We start from the raw sequence: 15,556 nt of genomic DNA, 5'->3' as shown, positions 1-15,556 counted from the left end.
AAAAATGCATTCACTTTAAAAATGAAAAAAGAGAAAAGAGAAAAAAATCCATCTATTCACAAATGAAATTATTTATTTCCTTTGCCGCCCATTATGCTCCAATGCTTTAATAAAACTTCATGATAGAAATCGCCAACATCAAAGACGCAGGAAAGAAAAATGAAAAAAAGGAAGTTTCTCAGTCAGGTTGAAATTGAGCAACTGATTGCTGCCGTGCATGAGGGGAAAAATAGCATTCGAGATCGTTGCCTACTATTAATGTGCTTTATTCACGGTTTACGGGTTAGCGAACTGCGTGCTTTACGCCTTGAGGATATTGATCTGACCTCCAATCGGATTCATATATCCCGCCTGAAAAACGGGTTTTCCGTTCAGCATCCGATCCAACCGCGAGAAAGACTGGCGTTGTTAAATTGGCTGGCCCAGCGGGCGAGCTATTCTGACGCAGAAGCGCCATGGCTATTCCTGTCGCGCCACGGCGGAAAAATATCACGTCAGCAGCTGTATCGATTAATGAGAATGTATGGCGAAATGGCCGGTATTAGCGTTCAGGTCCATCCTCACATGTTGCGGCACTCCTGCGGCTACGCCCTTGCGGATAAGGGAATCGATACGCGTTTGATTCAAGATTATTTAGGACACAAAAATATCCAGAATACGGTGATCTACACCGCGACCAACGTAGAACGATTCCGCGCAATCAGCATTTAATCTCACAATGAGAATAACTACGCGGGATCTCGTCCTCTGTTAAACAGCGCATCGAGTACGGTAAAAAACTCAGATGGGAAGATGCAGCCCGGCACGTCATCAACGGCCAACTCCAGCACGACTTTCAACGCCGAGCTGCTTTTCATGCCTCAGCGCCCGTGGCGCACGCCGCACTGGTTAAGCTAGCGGTAAACCTGCCGATAAAACATAACGCCATACCGTTTCATTAAAGCTAGGTACCCTTTGACCATTTCCCCCCCAATTGCCGCGTAATATTGCCGTGCAAAGAAAACAATTCGCTGTCATTCTTCACCTGCAGTTTACGCATGGCGCTGCATTTATGCGCGCTGATCGTCTTGATGCTGCGACGTTGCAACTCGGCGATTTGCCGCAGGCTCATACCGTTAAACAAAAAAGCCAAAACGTCGCTCTCACAGCGGGTCAATTTTCGCGTGGTAGTCGCCTCACCACTAACGGAAGGTGCCAGAACCCCCCCAATCTTCGGGCTCAACACACGTTCCCCCAGCAACACGCGATTAAAAAACTCCGCCACCAGCGGTAAAGCGTCATCTCTGGCAACGATGCTGACATTGTGCTGGTTCAATAAGTGCCCCAACTCTTCTGCATTCTGGCAACGGGTATAGACAATTACCCGCAATTCGGGCTGTTGCGCGCTCAGGGCAAGCAACGTTTCTCTGCCTTGAGCCACCGTCTCATCTTCACCGTCCATCTCGGTAATCAGCACGTCGGCCTGCTGATAGACCACGCTATCCGCCACCGCGCGGACGCTGGTTTCCTTTACGACGACTTTTGCCTGGGTTGGCAGCGTTTTTAAAAAACTCGCCAACCCTTCCAACGTTAATGGACATCTGTCCATTAACGCTATGTTCAGCGGTTGCTGACGCCATAAATGCATAATCTGCTCCTATGCTTGCTTACCCGAGAGGGCGTTCGCGCATGCCTAGCGAACAAAGGATGAACCTTGCGCAGCCATCCATTTCCCCTGAAGGTACAATTCCCCATCGCTGTAAAATCCCAACTTCAACATCGCATTGCGTTTATGGGTGCTGACGGTGCGTATATCACGGCACATCGTTAACGCCACGTTGGTTACGCTTTTACCGGAAAACAGCTGGGTCAACACATCCAACTCCTTCGCCGTCAGAGGCTTGTCGGCCGTCGCTTCATGCAACTGACGTTGACGCACTCGATGGCTGAAACTGCTGCAGCCCGTCAAAACCTGTTGGACGCAGTGAGTCAACGCAATAGCCGGTTCCTGCTTCAACATCAGGCCGCTGATGCCGGAGGCGATCAGTTGCCGTAGCAGCTTCGGTTCATCCAGTGCCGTACAAATGACTATCGCAGTGTCCGGTGAGCTTTCGCGCACTTCAGCGATCAACCGGAAGCCGTCCAATACCGATTCTGATTTACCGCACAACTCCATTACCAATAAGCGATGCGCATGCTGAGTGAATAAGGTTCTCAACGCCACCAGGTTGGTCACCTGCCGAACGTTGTCGGGCTGCAGGCCGCAGGACTCAATCAAGCGATTTCTCATCCCCAACGCCGTGATGAGACAGGGCTCCATGATGGCTACAGCCCCCGTCGTTGCATTACCGGCCGCCAAGGTCGTTTCAGAGGGATAAATACTATTCATATCATCACCTTAAATCTGTCGTTAGCATTCCATTGAGGACGGTCTTTTTGTCTACTGATAGACAAAAGTGACCTGCAGGACACCCTCTATCGAGCCAGGTGTAGAACCGCCATTGGTGCTGTATGCCCTCGCCCGCAAATTGAATTTGGCTTCATGCGTCGCCTGATTAACTGATTGGGTCATGTTCTTGCCATTACCCAGGTTTGCCCCCTGGTTGTTTTGCAATTCAATTTGTACCCGACGAGAGCTGCCGGTGCTTTTGTATAAGCTGGTGCTTTCCTCAGCGGCCGTCCCGCTGAAGGTCGCGACGACAGAGGTGGTGGTGCTCGGGCAATTTTTTAGCGTCAAAGGGAACTCCACCCAAGGGCTAAAGGCCCCGGAGGTCGCCAGAACAGCGGCGGAAATGTCATCCCCCAGATTGACCGAAACCGTGCCGTTCGCACCGTCGATTTCACAGGGCGCGGCTTTGATATTGCCGGTAATCACTATTTTAGATACCGCATGCGCCGCCGGGATCGTCAAAAGCAACATGCTGGCCAGCGCCAGGTTGCAGCCAAAACGATTAAACATTTTCACCATCGTCTGTTCCTTCTCGTAAAACGCAGGGGCCCGTCAGCCCGCTGCCGTTGAAATATCCGTTTATTGGATTTCGGCCTGAATGGTCGCCGTTGCATTGAACTGCCCCACTGAAGGAGCTTGCCCAGTGGTGTTGATCGGATAGATGCTGATCCGTGAACTGCCACTTTGGTTGGGATATTGGAAGTTATCGATTGGCAAGCGCCCGCTCTGAGGCCGAATCACATTGCCCTGCATATCCTTAATCATCACGCCAATGTCGCGATTGCTGGTCTTCAGCGCCTCTGGCATGCTGCCGTCAGCCTCGCCGCGGAATGACAGACTGACCTTGACGCCGGCAGAAATATTGCGACAGGCCAGCGTCAGCGTTCTCTCTTCTGGAGTAAAACGGGGCGGCATCGCGCCCTTGGTTTGGATATTCGAGGTCAAGATGTCGCCAAAATCGACCGTAACCGTTTGCGGGCTGATTTCACAACTCTGCGGCACAGTAACGGTGCCGCTCATTGATATCGTGGAGACCGGCACATCGCTTTTCACGCCACTCGCCACGGAGACGTAGGTGTCTACCAGGCGGGTGCTGGGGATGGTGGTCACGCCAACGAAAGGGCGGCGGAAATACAGATGAATTCGCCCGCGAGCGCCGCTGTTGTAGGGCGTGCTGGCACAGGATTCATCATCACCATCCATATCGGTCTTAAAATTAGACTCATTGGTGAACGGCGCGGCAATAAACTCATTGCGATATCCCGCCACGAAAACCTCGCTGGCAACGCCCAGGTATTCATTCAACGCGTAATACGTTAATCCCCCGCTGCTGAATACCGGCTCGCTCAGCAGCATTTTGGCGGTGACATAAGACGCCGTACGCGTCTGACATTCGCACTTCACCCGATAAGAACCGGGCAAATTCCAGTTACCGCCATCAGCATTCTTAATAATCCGCCCCACCACGTTTTGCGACGGGTCAGTTAAGACCGGGGAAAAAAGGAATGAAAACCCGTGGGTCCCCGAAATAGGGACACACTGCCCGAAAGCCGCCTGTACCTGTGGTGCGCCCAACGTTGCGCAGGCCAATAGCCCACCGACGATGATCCCTCGTTGAATCGATATTCCTGTCGCCATCATATGCACCTTATAAACACTGCCCGTTAACGAGACGAATCCCACCGCTCTCGGGCTGATTAGCCAATTGATAGTTGGCCTGACATTGCTGAGCCGCGTAATGGCCCCACTTCACCTGCAACCGCCCACTCTCCGCCAGGCCGGCCAGATAAACCTGGCCACCGTCGCCGACGATGGCTGCATTGTCAGAAGGGCTGTTGAGCGTGCTGACGGTGGCGCCGAATGGCACCGGATCGCCGCTGCGCGTCAGCAAGGTCAGCAACACGCGGGCTCCGACGTCCGGATTGAAGCGGGCGCGCACCACGGCGCCACGGGTTGGGATCACCGTTTGGCTGCTCAGCGTCATGTCGACATCCTCGGCGAAAGATTCACCGTCCAATCCAACGATGTTGCGCCGGTAAGGCGTCAGGTAAGGGACAACCGCATAGCCGCGCCAGTCGGTGCTGACCCCGGTTTGGTTCAGGACATCCACCCCTGAAGCGCCGGGCGCCTGCACCAACGCCACCGTGTCGCCCAGCGGCTGCGACAGCGTGACGCCGTTTTGATGCACCAGAACACCGCCCTGCACGCCGTAGTTCACCTGCTGGCGATAGCGATCGTAGCCATACCCCAGGTTCCACTCGGCGAGAGCGCCTTTATAGTCCGCCTGAATATTGCCGTTCGCCCCCACATCTCTGCCGGTATAGCCCTGACTGATGCTGTAGTTCAGGTTGTTTCCCGGCAGGGCAGTACCGCTCAACCCAAGGTTGTTGCTGGTGGCGCCATTGCGGCTGGCGTTCATGCTGTAAGTGGCGTAGCTGCCCGGTAACCATTTGCTGAGCGGTACGCTGACGTTGAAAGCCACGATATGGTCGCGAATACTGCTGCGATTGCCGTTACTGTCGTAGCCGTTCTGGCTGAACGTGTAATTCAGCCCGTAACTGACGGCTTCCCAGCTGTTGTTGTAGCTGAGGCTGACCGACTGCGAACGGCGATTGTCATTCCAGTAGTCTTCATTAAACAGGCTGAGCGACAGCGTTCCCCCCAAATCCCACAGGCTCTGGCTCATCGTCAGCTCGGCACGGCTCTTCTTGTGATCGTTATAGATAGCACTGTTGCCGCCGTAGCTCTCCAGCGCCTCTTGCAGGTTATAAAAGCCGCGCGTGGAGTAGCGATAACTGGCCAAGCTAAAGTTAGTGCCGGTCTCAATGAAGTTTTTACCGTAGCGCAGTCGCCATGATTGGCCCTGTTCCTTCGGCCGGGTTTCCTGTTTGGTCCAGGCTTGAGTGACATCGGCAGACAAGGCGCCCACCGCCCCCAGGTTCTGCCCCCACCCCAGCGCCAGAGACTGATATTTACTGGCTGCCTGCACGCCCCCATACAGCGTGGCCCCCCACGGCAAACCGTAGATCGCGGTCGCTTGGCTAAACGGACGTTCATCAACACCGCCGCCGTATGAACGGTATTTCCCGCTGGTCAGGCTGTATTTCAGACGCCCTTCGCGCTGCAATACCGGCACCACGGCATAAGGCACCACAAAATGCTGCTCCTGGCCGTCGGCCTCACGCACGTTCACATTCAGATCGCCGCTGCCGCCCGTGGGGTACAGATCGGTAATTTCAAACGCCCCCGGCGGCACATAGCTTTGATAAATCACATAGCCGTTTTGCCGGATCACGATTTGCGCATTAGTACGCGCGATCCCGCGCACCACCGGCGAATAACCTTTCATGCTATCCGGCAGGATGTCGTCCTCAGAGGCCAACTGCCCGCCGCGGAACTGCACGCTGTCGAACACATCGCTGGACGTTGTGCTGTCGCCCAGCGTCAGGCGGCTTTGCAACGCAACGATATCGCGCTGCAGATAGGTGTTGATTGAACGCCAGGAAGAAGAACCGCCGGTGTAATGGTTCCAGATCGAATAGTTACGCAGGCGCCAGGCACCCCAGTTGATGCCCGACCGCAGATTGAGGTAATAGTTATTGTTGTTTTGCCGTTCGCTGTCGCGCATCTGGCTATTGGCACCGCTGAAGTTGTAATTGACCAACAGCGCCGGTATGCCGGAGTCCCATTTATCGGGGGAAACGTAGTCACGCGCATTCAGACGCAGTGCCGCCTGCGGGATGCTCAAATTCAGCCTCAGCTGATTAAACAGAAATACCGCAGAGGCCTGCGGAATGGCCTGTGCCAGGTTGACGCAGCTATCCCCAGGCACCATCGCCGGAAACATGGCAACCCTCACGCCCAGCTCCGCCAATTTTTCCGTGCTGAAACAAGGCTGCAGCGTTTGCTTCCCGTCGGTCCCCGGCATAAGCCGAAACTCGACGTCCAGGCTGTCGATCTGTTCGCCGTTAAGGTAAAGATCGACCCGGTAGTTCCCGGGCGCCTGGCTGCTGTTCTCCTCAAACACCGAGAGATCGGCGCCGCGCAGCGCCGGATTATCAATTTCCAGCAGCGCCGGGTTGAAATAATCGCGAGCATAAGCCGTGCCGAGCGAGCTCAGCAGCGCCATTTGGCAAGATATCAGGCCGGCAAGAACCGATCGCGCTCCTGGTAAACCAATGCAATTCGGGTTATTCATCCTTTTAACTCCCTGTCCCGATTGGCTCGGCCCGACTAAAACCCGGTAAGCCGAACGCCTGCTCCAGCGTTATCACGGAGCAAAAAAATACGCACCGCGGCCCGGTTATAACGTGCTGGTGAAGGTCTGGCCGGTGCCGCCATAGTCGTTGATGATTTGCCAGCTCAGGCTGCCACCTGTGCCACTCGCCGTCGGCAACGGGAAACTGGCGCTCGCCTGCGGCGCTACCATGGTGTTGCCGGTAATGGCGCGGCCATTCAGCTTCAAATTGAAAAAGGTGAGGTAGTAGGGAGAAAGGTTGGTCACCTGCAAACGATCGCCATTGCGCCGCCATGTCACTTTACCGGCCGCCTCTTCCAGATTGCCGACGAGCCCCTGCGGGCGATAAATCAGCTTGATGCGGGTCTTGATCGCAATTTGCAGCGTGTTTTCTTTCTTTTCCACCGAAGGAATAGCCTTCACATTCAGCCAATACAGCGACTCTCTGTCCGTCGGTAAATTGCCGCCCGCACGTACCACGCGCAGCAGGTTATTTTGGCCTCCGTCTAAACGAAAGAGCGGCGGCGTGATAATAAAAGGCGCTTTCGCGCTATCGCCCTCTTGCGCATCGACCCAGGATTGGATCAGATAAGGCACCGCATCCGGATTGTTGATATTCAGAGCAGACTCTTTTTTACCGCCGTCATAGATGAGGCGCGTTCCACCCACTACCACGCCGGCCTGTACCGGAGCCCAAAGCGTCATCAACAACGCCGCCGTCAGCGCAAAGTATCCAGCTTTCATCTCTTTCTTCCCGTTCCCATCACCGATGAACAAGAGCCAGAGAACACGCCCTCTGGCTCATTTTTCTAACTGTTTCGCCGCCGTGACGGCATAGCCTTACTGATAAACGATGGTGAAGTTGGCCGTAGCGTTGGCGCTACCGACGGAAACGTCGTCATAAGCGAAATAGCGCGCGACAAAGCCCAGGGTGTTTTCTTTGTTCTCTTCCAGCGCATACACGCGGGAATCGTTGCCGATATTGAGCACGTTGCTGCCGTCGTCCAGCAGCTGTACGCCAATACCGCCCGCGACCCCAGCAGTGCCGGCGCCGGTCAGTTGCAACAGCCCGGACTGCCCCTGCACCTGAGTGCCGTCAAAACGCACGGTAGCGCCGGTGACGGTAGCCGGGCAGTTTTTCAGCACCAGGTTGAAGGCTTTGGCACCGGCGGTTTTAGACAGGGTGAATGCATCTTTGGCAATCTTACCCAGAGCGACCTGCTTGTTCTGGGAGTCTGGATCGACGGTGCAAGACTGATCGGTGATGGTGCCAGTGATATTCAGCGCGCCGTCAGCAGCAAATGCAGAGGGGATAAATGCGGACGCGGTCAATACAGCTACAGCCAACAGATTCTTTTTCATCCTACTTTCCTTAAAATTATGCATGGGTTTATTTCCGACATATCCTTAATGTCATTCCTTTTATTTAGCTCCATGAATGTGATGGGCCTTAACCAGACTGATTAATGGCTTCGGGTTTATTCACCCAAACGATTCATTTTGAACTAAAGTGACTCCTTTGGTTTTTAAAACCAATAAGAACCAATTTGACAGAATTTAAAACCAACTAATTGTCAAAGGGATAATAAATCAGACTAAAAAACCAAGGTGCAAACTCGATGATTTAAACCTGCGGATCTTTGATTAGGATTTTACTTAGATGAAGAGGGAGGGCGTGACACGAGAAAAAAACGCAATGCGCTGTTTTTAAACAGGATTAAGCTTAAAGCAGGAAAGAGAGCATGGGAATATTGACATTGTTTTTACGCGTCCTTACAGTATGTTTCAGTTTAGTTCAAAGTGACTCCTTAACGTTATTAACTTAAATCACACTTACCAAATTTCCTTAAAGCGCTGTGCATTGCTGGCGGTATAAATCACCGTATTTTGGATATTTCGGTGTCCGAGGTAATCCTGAATTAAACGGGTGTCGATACCGCGGTCCGCCAATGCAAATCCGCAGCCATGCCGCAGCATATGTGGATGAGCGTTGACCTCCAATTTAGCCACCTTGCTGTAATGGCGAATCAATCCGTAAATACGTTGGCGCGACAGACGGCCACCGCGGTTTGAAAGGAACAGCCACTCTTGATCGGCCCAGCGGTGTCGTTGACGCTTATCCAACCAGCGCCGCAAACATTGCCTTTCGCGCAGATAGAGCGGATGGACGGTGGAAAAGCCATTTTTCAACCGATGTACATAGATATTACCGCCTTCCAGATCGATATCCGATAAGCGCCATCCCCCTATTTCGCTGGCGCGGCACCCATGAATAAAACACATATATATCAAACAATAATCGCGTTCTGGATTCTTTCCCTGCAGCGTGACCTCAAGCAGTCTCTCCACTTCGGAAGGCGTCAGATGTTTACGATTAGACATACAACCTCATTACTTTGATCGGAAAAATGTGGCTGTCATTTTCCTTTTACATCACCACAATGGACACTCAGGGCAGCCCCTGGCTTATGGATAGGTTCCTGCATCCAGCGCGGAGTATAGCGGATTTGCCCAATGCGAACAGCGCGACAGCCGTTATTATCACGGGTGTCAACCGCTCCTGTGAGGCGCTATTGTGAATGGGCTCCGCAGATGCCCGGTATTATCACCGCACAGCTCCCTGTTTGCTTTAGCTTGCGTTATCACTACCGGGCACGATGTAGAGTCAGGTTGATAAATTAACCGGCAAAACAAAGAATACTCCTAAAAAACATCGCCATGTCATTAACACTCGCCATTAATCACACCGCAAAAAAAAGAATAAAAAACCACCGCCACGGATGCATATTCATCTGACGGATAAGCATTAATAATTATGGATATCGATAACAGAGTGAAACAGGAAGGATGAGGGATGAAATGGCAGTAACAACAGACGAAAAACCCAGGCTTGACCTCGACATGCGAGCGCCTGGGGGGATGAAATTATTGGCCGACTATTACGTGGCACAATTCGCCGAGGGTCAATTCAGGGTGATCGATAAACATTTCCGCAGTGAGCGTAATGCCGAATTCTCGCCGAACCGCCAGCATCAACTCCATATAATCCAGACTGTCCAGACCAAGCTGTTGCAGCGGCATATCTGCCGACAGCCGCGTTATCTCCACCCCTCTGGCTTCATGCAACATGCCGCAAATCGTTTCATATAACCGATGATACTTTTCCATACGCCCTACCGTTATTCATTGTGATAACCAAATACCAGCGCCGCATTGGCACCGCCAAAACCGAAGCTGAGGCTCATGACATGACGCAAACGACCGTGCCGATGCCCTTCGCGAATATAATCGAGATCACATTCGGGATCGGCGGCGTGCAAATGGCAGGTTGCCGGCATCACTTGCTGCTGTAATGCTTGCAGACAGACGATGGCCTCAAAGCTACCGGATGCGCCAAGCAGGTGCCCGGTATAGGATTTCGTGCTGGAAATCGGCGTGCGATAAGCATCGTGCCCCAGTGCCGCCTTGATCGCCTCGGTTTCGCTCACATCGTTTTGCAGCGTAGAGGTGCCATGCGCATTGATATAGTCGATTTCATGGCTGCCGAGCCCCGCCTGCTCCAAGGCCCGTTGCAGCGTTTTCACCTTGGCCTGAGGATCCTTCGATGGCGCGGTAAGATCGAAAGCGTCTGAAAAATTGCCGTACCCTTTGATCTCCCCCAGGATCCTCGCACCACGCGCTAAAGCCGCCTCCCGTTCCTCAAGGCATAACACGGCGGCCCCTTCCGCCAGGACGAAACCGTTGCGATCCCTGCTGAACGGGCAACTGGCTTTGGTAATATCCTTCTGCTCCCGGCTCAACAAACGCAACGCATCCATATTCCAGATCGCACCGTTGCCACTCAGCGACTCCGACGCGCCGGCCAGCATCATTGCGGCGCGGCCGCTGCGAATCGCCTCAAACGCATCGCCAATCGCGATGCCGCCGGTCGCACAGGCCGCCGCCGGTGAGCCTTGATAACCCCGTAGCAACCAATGCTGGCCGCACATGGCGGTCGCGATATTGGGCATCGCGTGAAAACAGCCAAACAGCTGGCCCAATCCGGATTGCAGATAGTCCGCATTGTTTTGCATGATCTCATCCTGCCCTCCCCAGCCGCTGCCGATAATCGCCCCGCACTCCAACGACGAATAAAAGTGCGCAGGCCCCCTGTAAGAGGATGAAAACGCCATTTCGATCGCCTCCGCGGCGGCGGCAAGCGCCAACCTGGCGAATCTGGGCAGCCGGCGGCTTACCCGCGCGGCAACGCCCTCCAGCGGCGGTTCGGACTCCAGCAAAGCAAAAAAGCGCGCGTGGATCCCCGCCGCCGATTTATCGTGATAACGATAGGCCAGGCGGCTGGCCATGATAGCCAGCCAGTTTTGCTGCGCGTTGCCTCCCAGCGCGGTGACGGCACCGTAACCGGTGACCACCACTCGTCTTATTTTCTCCATGCTTATTCTCCTTGCCCCGATGCGAAAGCCTCGTTGCCGCCCAGCGCCAGCCACAGCTGCATCGTGGCGTTCAGGTAGCGGTATTGCAGCGCCGACAGCGAATTTTCGCTGATCAACACCGTCTCTTGCGCATCCAGCAGCGTTTGCAGCGCGACGGAACCGGCCTGATATTGATGTCGCGCCAACGCCACGGCTTGCCGGCTCATCGCCAGATGCCACCGCTGGTTGCCGATTTGCCGCTGTGCTTCCAGGCGTTGTCGCATGGCGTTGTCCACATCGGCCAGCGCGCGGTAAACCGCATCGCGAAATTGAATCTCCGCCCGCTGCGCCTGCAACGCCGCTTTGTCGCTGGACAAGCGCATCTTGCGCCATTCGATAAACGGCAGCGTCAGCGTGGCACCCAGCGAACGCGAAGGTTCACTGAACCACCGGCGGAAAAGCCCGCTGCCGGCATCCAACCCGGCGTCCAGGGTCAGCGCCGGATAAAAACTCAACCTGGCCGCCTCCGCACCGGCCAGCGCCGCTCTCAGGCGGCGCTCTGCCGCCTGAACATCCGGCCGGCGTGCAATCACCGCCGCCGGCAGGCGCTGCGCGATAGCTACCTCTTCAAGCGGCAACGAACGCCGTTCGCTATAGCGCAGCAGCGGCGATCGCCCAAACAATAACGCCAGCGAGTTGCGCGCGTCTTCCCGCTGCCGCTCCAGCTCATGCAGCTGATTCTCTCTCGCCAACAGGTTTTGTTCCGCCTGCAACAGCTCGAATCGGCCAACGTCGCCCGCGGTGTGACGTGCCGCCACCAGCCGCAAAGTTTCACGCGCGATCGTCACCATCCGTTGCTGATGGATGACTTGCTGATTCAAATCGGCAATCTGCCAATACCCGCGCGCGGTAGCACCTATCAAGGTCAACGCGGTATTGCGCCGATCCAACGCCGAGGCGACGGCCAGCCATTCGGCCTGTTCACGAATGCGCGCCAGCTTGCCCCATAAATCCAGTTCATAGCTCAGAGAAAGCCCTGCACGGTAGCTTTCCTGCGGCGTAGTCGTGCCCCGTAGCGCTCGGGTATTGCGGCCACTCAGGCTGGCAGCCAGATCCGGCGTCAAATTGCCCTGCGCCAACCCGGCCTCCAACATGGCCTCACGCCACTGCAATCCGGCCAGCGCCAGATCCTGATTCGCGATCAGCACGCCGTCGATCAGCGCGGACAGTTGCGGATCATTGAAGTTTTCCCACCAGGCGATGCCCGCGCGCAGTGAACCGGAGCGTTCATCGACCACGCGCCACTGCGGCGGTAACGACGGTGGCGCCGTAGCGTCGATCGGCCGCCATCCGCAGGCGCTCAGCGACAGCATCACCAGCCCGCAAACCCAAAGTCGGCTCATTCTCGCGCCAGCGCCTCCACCGGCTGCAGGCGCGCGGCGGTGCGAGCGGGAAAGAACCCGAACCCGACACCGATCAACGCCGAGAATCCGCAGGCCAGCAGCAACGGCGGCCAGGTAAAGATCATCGTCACCTGCGGCGCCAATCCGCTCAGAGCCCCTTTAACCAGCGCGGCGCAGGCGATCCCCAACACGCCCCCCAGGCTGCAGATCACCACCGCCTCGATCAGAAACTGCCGCATAATGTCCTTCTCAGCGGCGCCCACCGCCAATCGAATACCGATCTCATGGGTCCGTTCCGTCACCGAGACCAGCATGATGTTCATTACCCCCACACCGCCCACCAGCAGCGAGATGGCGGCAATCACGGTAATCAGCAGCTGCATGGAGTCTGAGGCGCGTTGAATGGATTGCGTCAGCTGATCGTCGGTCAGGGTGAAGAAATCCCGCCGCCCGTGTTCTAGGATCAAACGCCGGGTCGCATCCCGCCCCGCCTCTCCCAGCGTCAGTTTCTCATTCACTCGCATCACAATGGATTCCAGCGGCATATCGCCGGCGATGCGGCCGGTCAGGGAGGTATAGGGCAGCCAGGCAAGCGGTTGAGAGCCGGCGTATTGGGCGCCGCGGCGCTGCGCGACGCCAATCACCCGATAAGGCACGCCCGCTATCAGCAATACCGCACCTAACGGATCTTGCCGAGAGGAAAACAGCGCCTGCTTTAACAAGGGATCAATCACCGCTACCGGTGCGCGCTCACTCAGATCCTGCGCGGTCAACAGGCCGCCGGAAAGCAGGCGAATGCCCTGCGTGCGGAAATACCCTTCGCCGACGCCCATCACGGCGAGTGGCACCTGTTTGCCTTCGCGAACGGCCAGCAGTTGGGTGCCGATCACCGGCGAAACGCTGTCGACGTAAGGCAGCGCCGCCAACAATGCAGCATCCCGCGCGCTCAGCGAACGCGCGAAATCAGGGCGCGATTTTTCCCACCCCAGACCTGGGCGAATCTCCAACGTACTGGTGCCAAGCTGGCTGATTTCATTGAGAATATTACGCCGCGTGCCCTCCCCGATAGCGATGGCGGAGACCACCGCCGCAATGCCGATAATGATGCCGAGCATCGACAACACGGCCCGGACCCGATGCCCCAGCAATGCCCGCCAGGCCATACCGACAGCCTCTTTCAGCGCCATACCCGGCGCCATGCGCTTCAGGGGGGCCGCCAGCGGTAGCGGCCGTTCGAACGTAGCAGGCTGTCGGGAGGCCTCATGGCGACGATCCGCGATGATCTCGCCGTCGCCGATCTCAATGATCCGCCGCGCCTGCTCGGCGATCCGCCGATCGTGTGTCACGATGACGACGGTATGCCCGACCGAGTTCAGCTCGTGCAAAATAGCCATCAACGCCTGACCGCTGGCGCTATCCAGTGCGCCGGTCGGTTCATCGGCCAAAATGATTTCCGCACCGTTCATCAGGGCGCGGGCAATACTGACCCGCTGCTGTTGTCCACCTGAAAGCTGCGCCGGACGATGACCGCCGCGCTGTACCAACCCGAGCCGAGTCAACAAATGCGCTGCCCGCTGGCGGCGCTCTGCGGCCGGCATGGCGGTATACAACGCCGGGATCGCCACATTCTCGCCGGCGGTCAGATAGGGCATCAGATGATAGCGCTGGAAGATAAAGCCGATGTGCCGGCTGCGAAGCTGCGCCAGGCGATCGCCGTCGGCTTGCCCAATCGCCACCCCGTTGATGTACACATCGCCCTGAGAAGGCTTGTCCAGACAGCCGATGATGTTCATCAGCGTCGATTTTCCAGAACCGGAGGCACCGACGATAGCGACCATTTCCCCCCGCTGAATGCGCAGGGAAACGCGCTTGAGGACCGCAATTTTTTGCTCCCCGGCCTGAAACTCACGCGAGACGTTATCCAACGCGATAATGGGCTCGGCGTTAGCTGACATGGCCTTCCTCCGCATCAGGCTGCTGCTCCAGCAGCACCCGTTCCCCTGGGTTCAGCCCTTCCAGCACTTCGGCATAGCGACGATCGCGGGTACCGATACGCACTCGGCGTACCACGGTCTGCTCCCCTTCCAACACCTTGACCTGATAGCTCCCTTCATCCAATGCTGCGCCCAGCGCAGCCATCGGCACCCGCACCACCCCCTGCGCACGTTCGGTAATGATAAATACCTGCGCCGTCATCGAGGTGCGCAGTCGACGTTCGCCGTTGGCGACGGCAAACACGCCGTTGTAATACACCGCCGCCGTTTGCTGGCTTGAATTCCTGCCCAGCGGGTCGGTTTCCAGCGCCTCCGCCGGCGCCTGCTGTATCGCGCCCATAGCCCCCTCATATCGGCGGTTGGGATCGGCGGCGACGTAAAACCAGAGCGGCTGCCCCATCTTCACCTGCAAGATGTCATTTTCCGATATACGGGTATGCACCATCATGGTATCCACGTCTGCCATCACCAAAATGGTCGGCGCGCTTTGCGACGAGACGATGGTTTGCCCTTCCTGAGTGACAATGCCCAGCACCTCGCCGTCAATAGGGGCGGTTATACGGGTAAAGGCCAGATTGGCCCTGGCGGTTTCCTGCGCCACTTCGGCCTGGACGATCTGCGACTCGTTCACTTTCAACTGCGCCAGTTGCGCGTCGCGCTGCGCCTGCGCTTTTTCCAAATCGCTGGCCACGCCGGCGTGGTCGCGCGCCAGCGCCCTTTGCCGCGTCAATTCCAGCTGGTACTGCTTCAGCTGAGCCTGACTCGCCAGTTTCTGCGCCTGCGCGCTGCGTAATTCGGCCTGTGACTTGCGCAACTCGTTAAGCTGCAGCGTCGGATCTATCTCGGCCAACAGCTGCCCCTGGGTCACCCTGTCCCCCTGTTTGACATACAGCTTTTTCAACTGCCCATTGACCTGTGCGCCAACGTTCACCTGCCGGATCGGTTTTAGAATACCGGTTGCCAACACGCTTTTTTCGATGTCACCGCGCTCGACGCGCGCCGTTTGCGGTGGTTGCGTGTCAGGAGGCCGATTCAGCAACGGCAGCCCGCCAGCCAACGCCATCAAAACGATCATCGCCAAC

15 protein-coding genes are annotated in these 15,556 nt (G+C 56.3%); 1 reads left to right on the top strand and 14 read right to left on the bottom strand.

Annotated features, from left to right (window positions below):
* Nucleotides 1-159 precede the first annotated feature (159 nt).
* A complete protein-coding gene (locus tag FUU19_RS17720; RefSeq protein ID WP_141966869.1) occupies nt 160-711 on the top strand; it encodes a tyrosine-type DNA invertase in 552 nt (183 codons plus the stop codon).
* Between the two features lie 17 nt (nt 712-728).
* On the opposite strand, the gene FUU19_RS24700 is transcribed toward FUU19_RS17720, so the two are convergent.
* The 14 genes from FUU19_RS24700 to FUU19_RS17655 all read right to left on the bottom strand — a co-directional run bounded on the left by FUU19_RS24700 (nt 729) and on the right by FUU19_RS17655 (nt 15,549).
* The gene (locus FUU19_RS24700; RefSeq protein ID WP_255703205.1) at nt 729-857 is read right to left on the bottom strand and encodes a hypothetical protein; all 129 of its coding nucleotides are present in this window, start codon (nt 855-857) and stop codon (nt 729-731) included.
* An 86-nt stretch (nt 858-943) separates the two neighbouring features.
* Nucleotides 944-1,627 (bottom strand): LuxR C-terminal-related transcriptional regulator, encoded by a 684-nt coding sequence (locus FUU19_RS17715; protein WP_197834311.1) that lies wholly within the window; start codon nt 1,625-1,627, stop codon nt 944-946.
* A 45-nt stretch (nt 1,628-1,672) separates the two neighbouring features.
* Nucleotides 1,673-2,368 carry a LuxR C-terminal-related transcriptional regulator gene (locus FUU19_RS17710; RefSeq protein ID WP_230490987.1) on the bottom strand — a complete coding sequence of 232 codons (696 nt, stop codon included), beginning with the start codon at nt 2,366-2,368 and terminating at the stop codon, nt 1,673-1,675.
* Nucleotides 2,369-2,419: 51 nt separating this feature from the next.
* Nucleotides 2,420-2,947, bottom strand: coding sequence for a fimbrial protein (locus FUU19_RS17705; protein WP_141966862.1), 528 nt, complete (start codon nt 2,945-2,947; stop codon nt 2,420-2,422).
* A gap of 60 nt (nt 2,948-3,007) precedes the next feature.
* Nucleotides 3,008-4,066, bottom strand: coding sequence for a fimbrial protein (locus FUU19_RS17700; protein WP_230490986.1), 1,059 nt, complete (start codon nt 4,064-4,066; stop codon nt 3,008-3,010).
* A gap of 10 nt (nt 4,067-4,076) precedes the next feature.
* Nucleotides 4,077-6,626 carry a fimbria/pilus outer membrane usher protein gene (locus tag FUU19_RS17695; RefSeq protein ID WP_230490985.1) on the bottom strand — a complete coding sequence of 850 codons (2,550 nt, stop codon included), beginning with the start codon at nt 6,624-6,626 and terminating at the stop codon, nt 4,077-4,079.
* A 105-nt stretch (nt 6,627-6,731) separates the two neighbouring features.
* The gene (locus FUU19_RS17690; RefSeq protein WP_230491020.1) at nt 6,732-7,409 is read right to left on the bottom strand and encodes a fimbrial biogenesis chaperone; all 678 of its coding nucleotides are present in this window, start codon (nt 7,407-7,409) and stop codon (nt 6,732-6,734) included.
* Between the two features lie 96 nt (nt 7,410-7,505).
* Complete coding sequence (locus FUU19_RS17685) at nt 7,506-8,027, bottom strand: fimbrial protein (protein ID WP_141966856.1); 522 nt, start codon at nt 8,025-8,027, stop codon at nt 7,506-7,508.
* Between the two features lie 471 nt (nt 8,028-8,498).
* On the bottom strand, nt 8,499-9,047 hold the full coding sequence (locus FUU19_RS17680; protein WP_044030581.1) for a tyrosine-type DNA invertase: 549 nt from the start codon (nt 9,045-9,047) through the stop codon (nt 8,499-8,501).
* A gap of 543 nt (nt 9,048-9,590) precedes the next feature.
* A complete protein-coding gene (locus FUU19_RS17675; protein WP_230490984.1) occupies nt 9,591-9,833 on the bottom strand; it encodes an acyl carrier protein in 243 nt (80 codons plus the stop codon).
* 11 nt (nt 9,834-9,844) lie between these two features.
* On the bottom strand, nt 9,845-11,098 hold the full coding sequence (locus tag FUU19_RS17670) for a beta-ketoacyl-[acyl-carrier-protein] synthase family protein (protein WP_230490983.1): 1,254 nt from the start codon (nt 11,096-11,098) through the stop codon (nt 9,845-9,847).
* A gap of 2 nt (nt 11,099-11,100) precedes the next feature.
* A complete protein-coding gene (locus FUU19_RS17665; protein WP_230490982.1) occupies nt 11,101-12,480 on the bottom strand; it encodes an efflux transporter outer membrane subunit in 1,380 nt (459 codons plus the stop codon).
* Nucleotides 12,477-14,435 (bottom strand): ABC transporter permease, encoded by a 1,959-nt coding sequence (locus FUU19_RS17660; protein WP_230507284.1) that lies wholly within the window; start codon nt 14,433-14,435, stop codon nt 12,477-12,479. Before FUU19_RS17660 ends, FUU19_RS17665 begins: the two co-directional genes overlap by 4 nt.
* Nucleotides 14,425-15,549: an efflux RND transporter periplasmic adaptor subunit gene (locus tag FUU19_RS17655; protein ID WP_255703209.1), complete on the bottom strand. Its 1,125-nt coding sequence runs from the start codon at nt 15,547-15,549 to the stop codon at nt 14,425-14,427. The genes FUU19_RS17660 and FUU19_RS17655 overlap by 11 nt, the downstream gene beginning before the upstream one ends.
* Nucleotides 15,550-15,556 lie beyond the last annotated feature (7 nt).

This window comes from Serratia montpellierensis (assembly GCF_020858655.1).
GTDB classification, from domain to species: Bacteria; Pseudomonadota; Gammaproteobacteria; order Enterobacterales; family Enterobacteriaceae; genus Serratia; species Serratia montpellierensis.
Note: the sequence above shows the minus strand (reverse complement) of the source record. Positions and strands in the feature narration are given on the sequence as shown.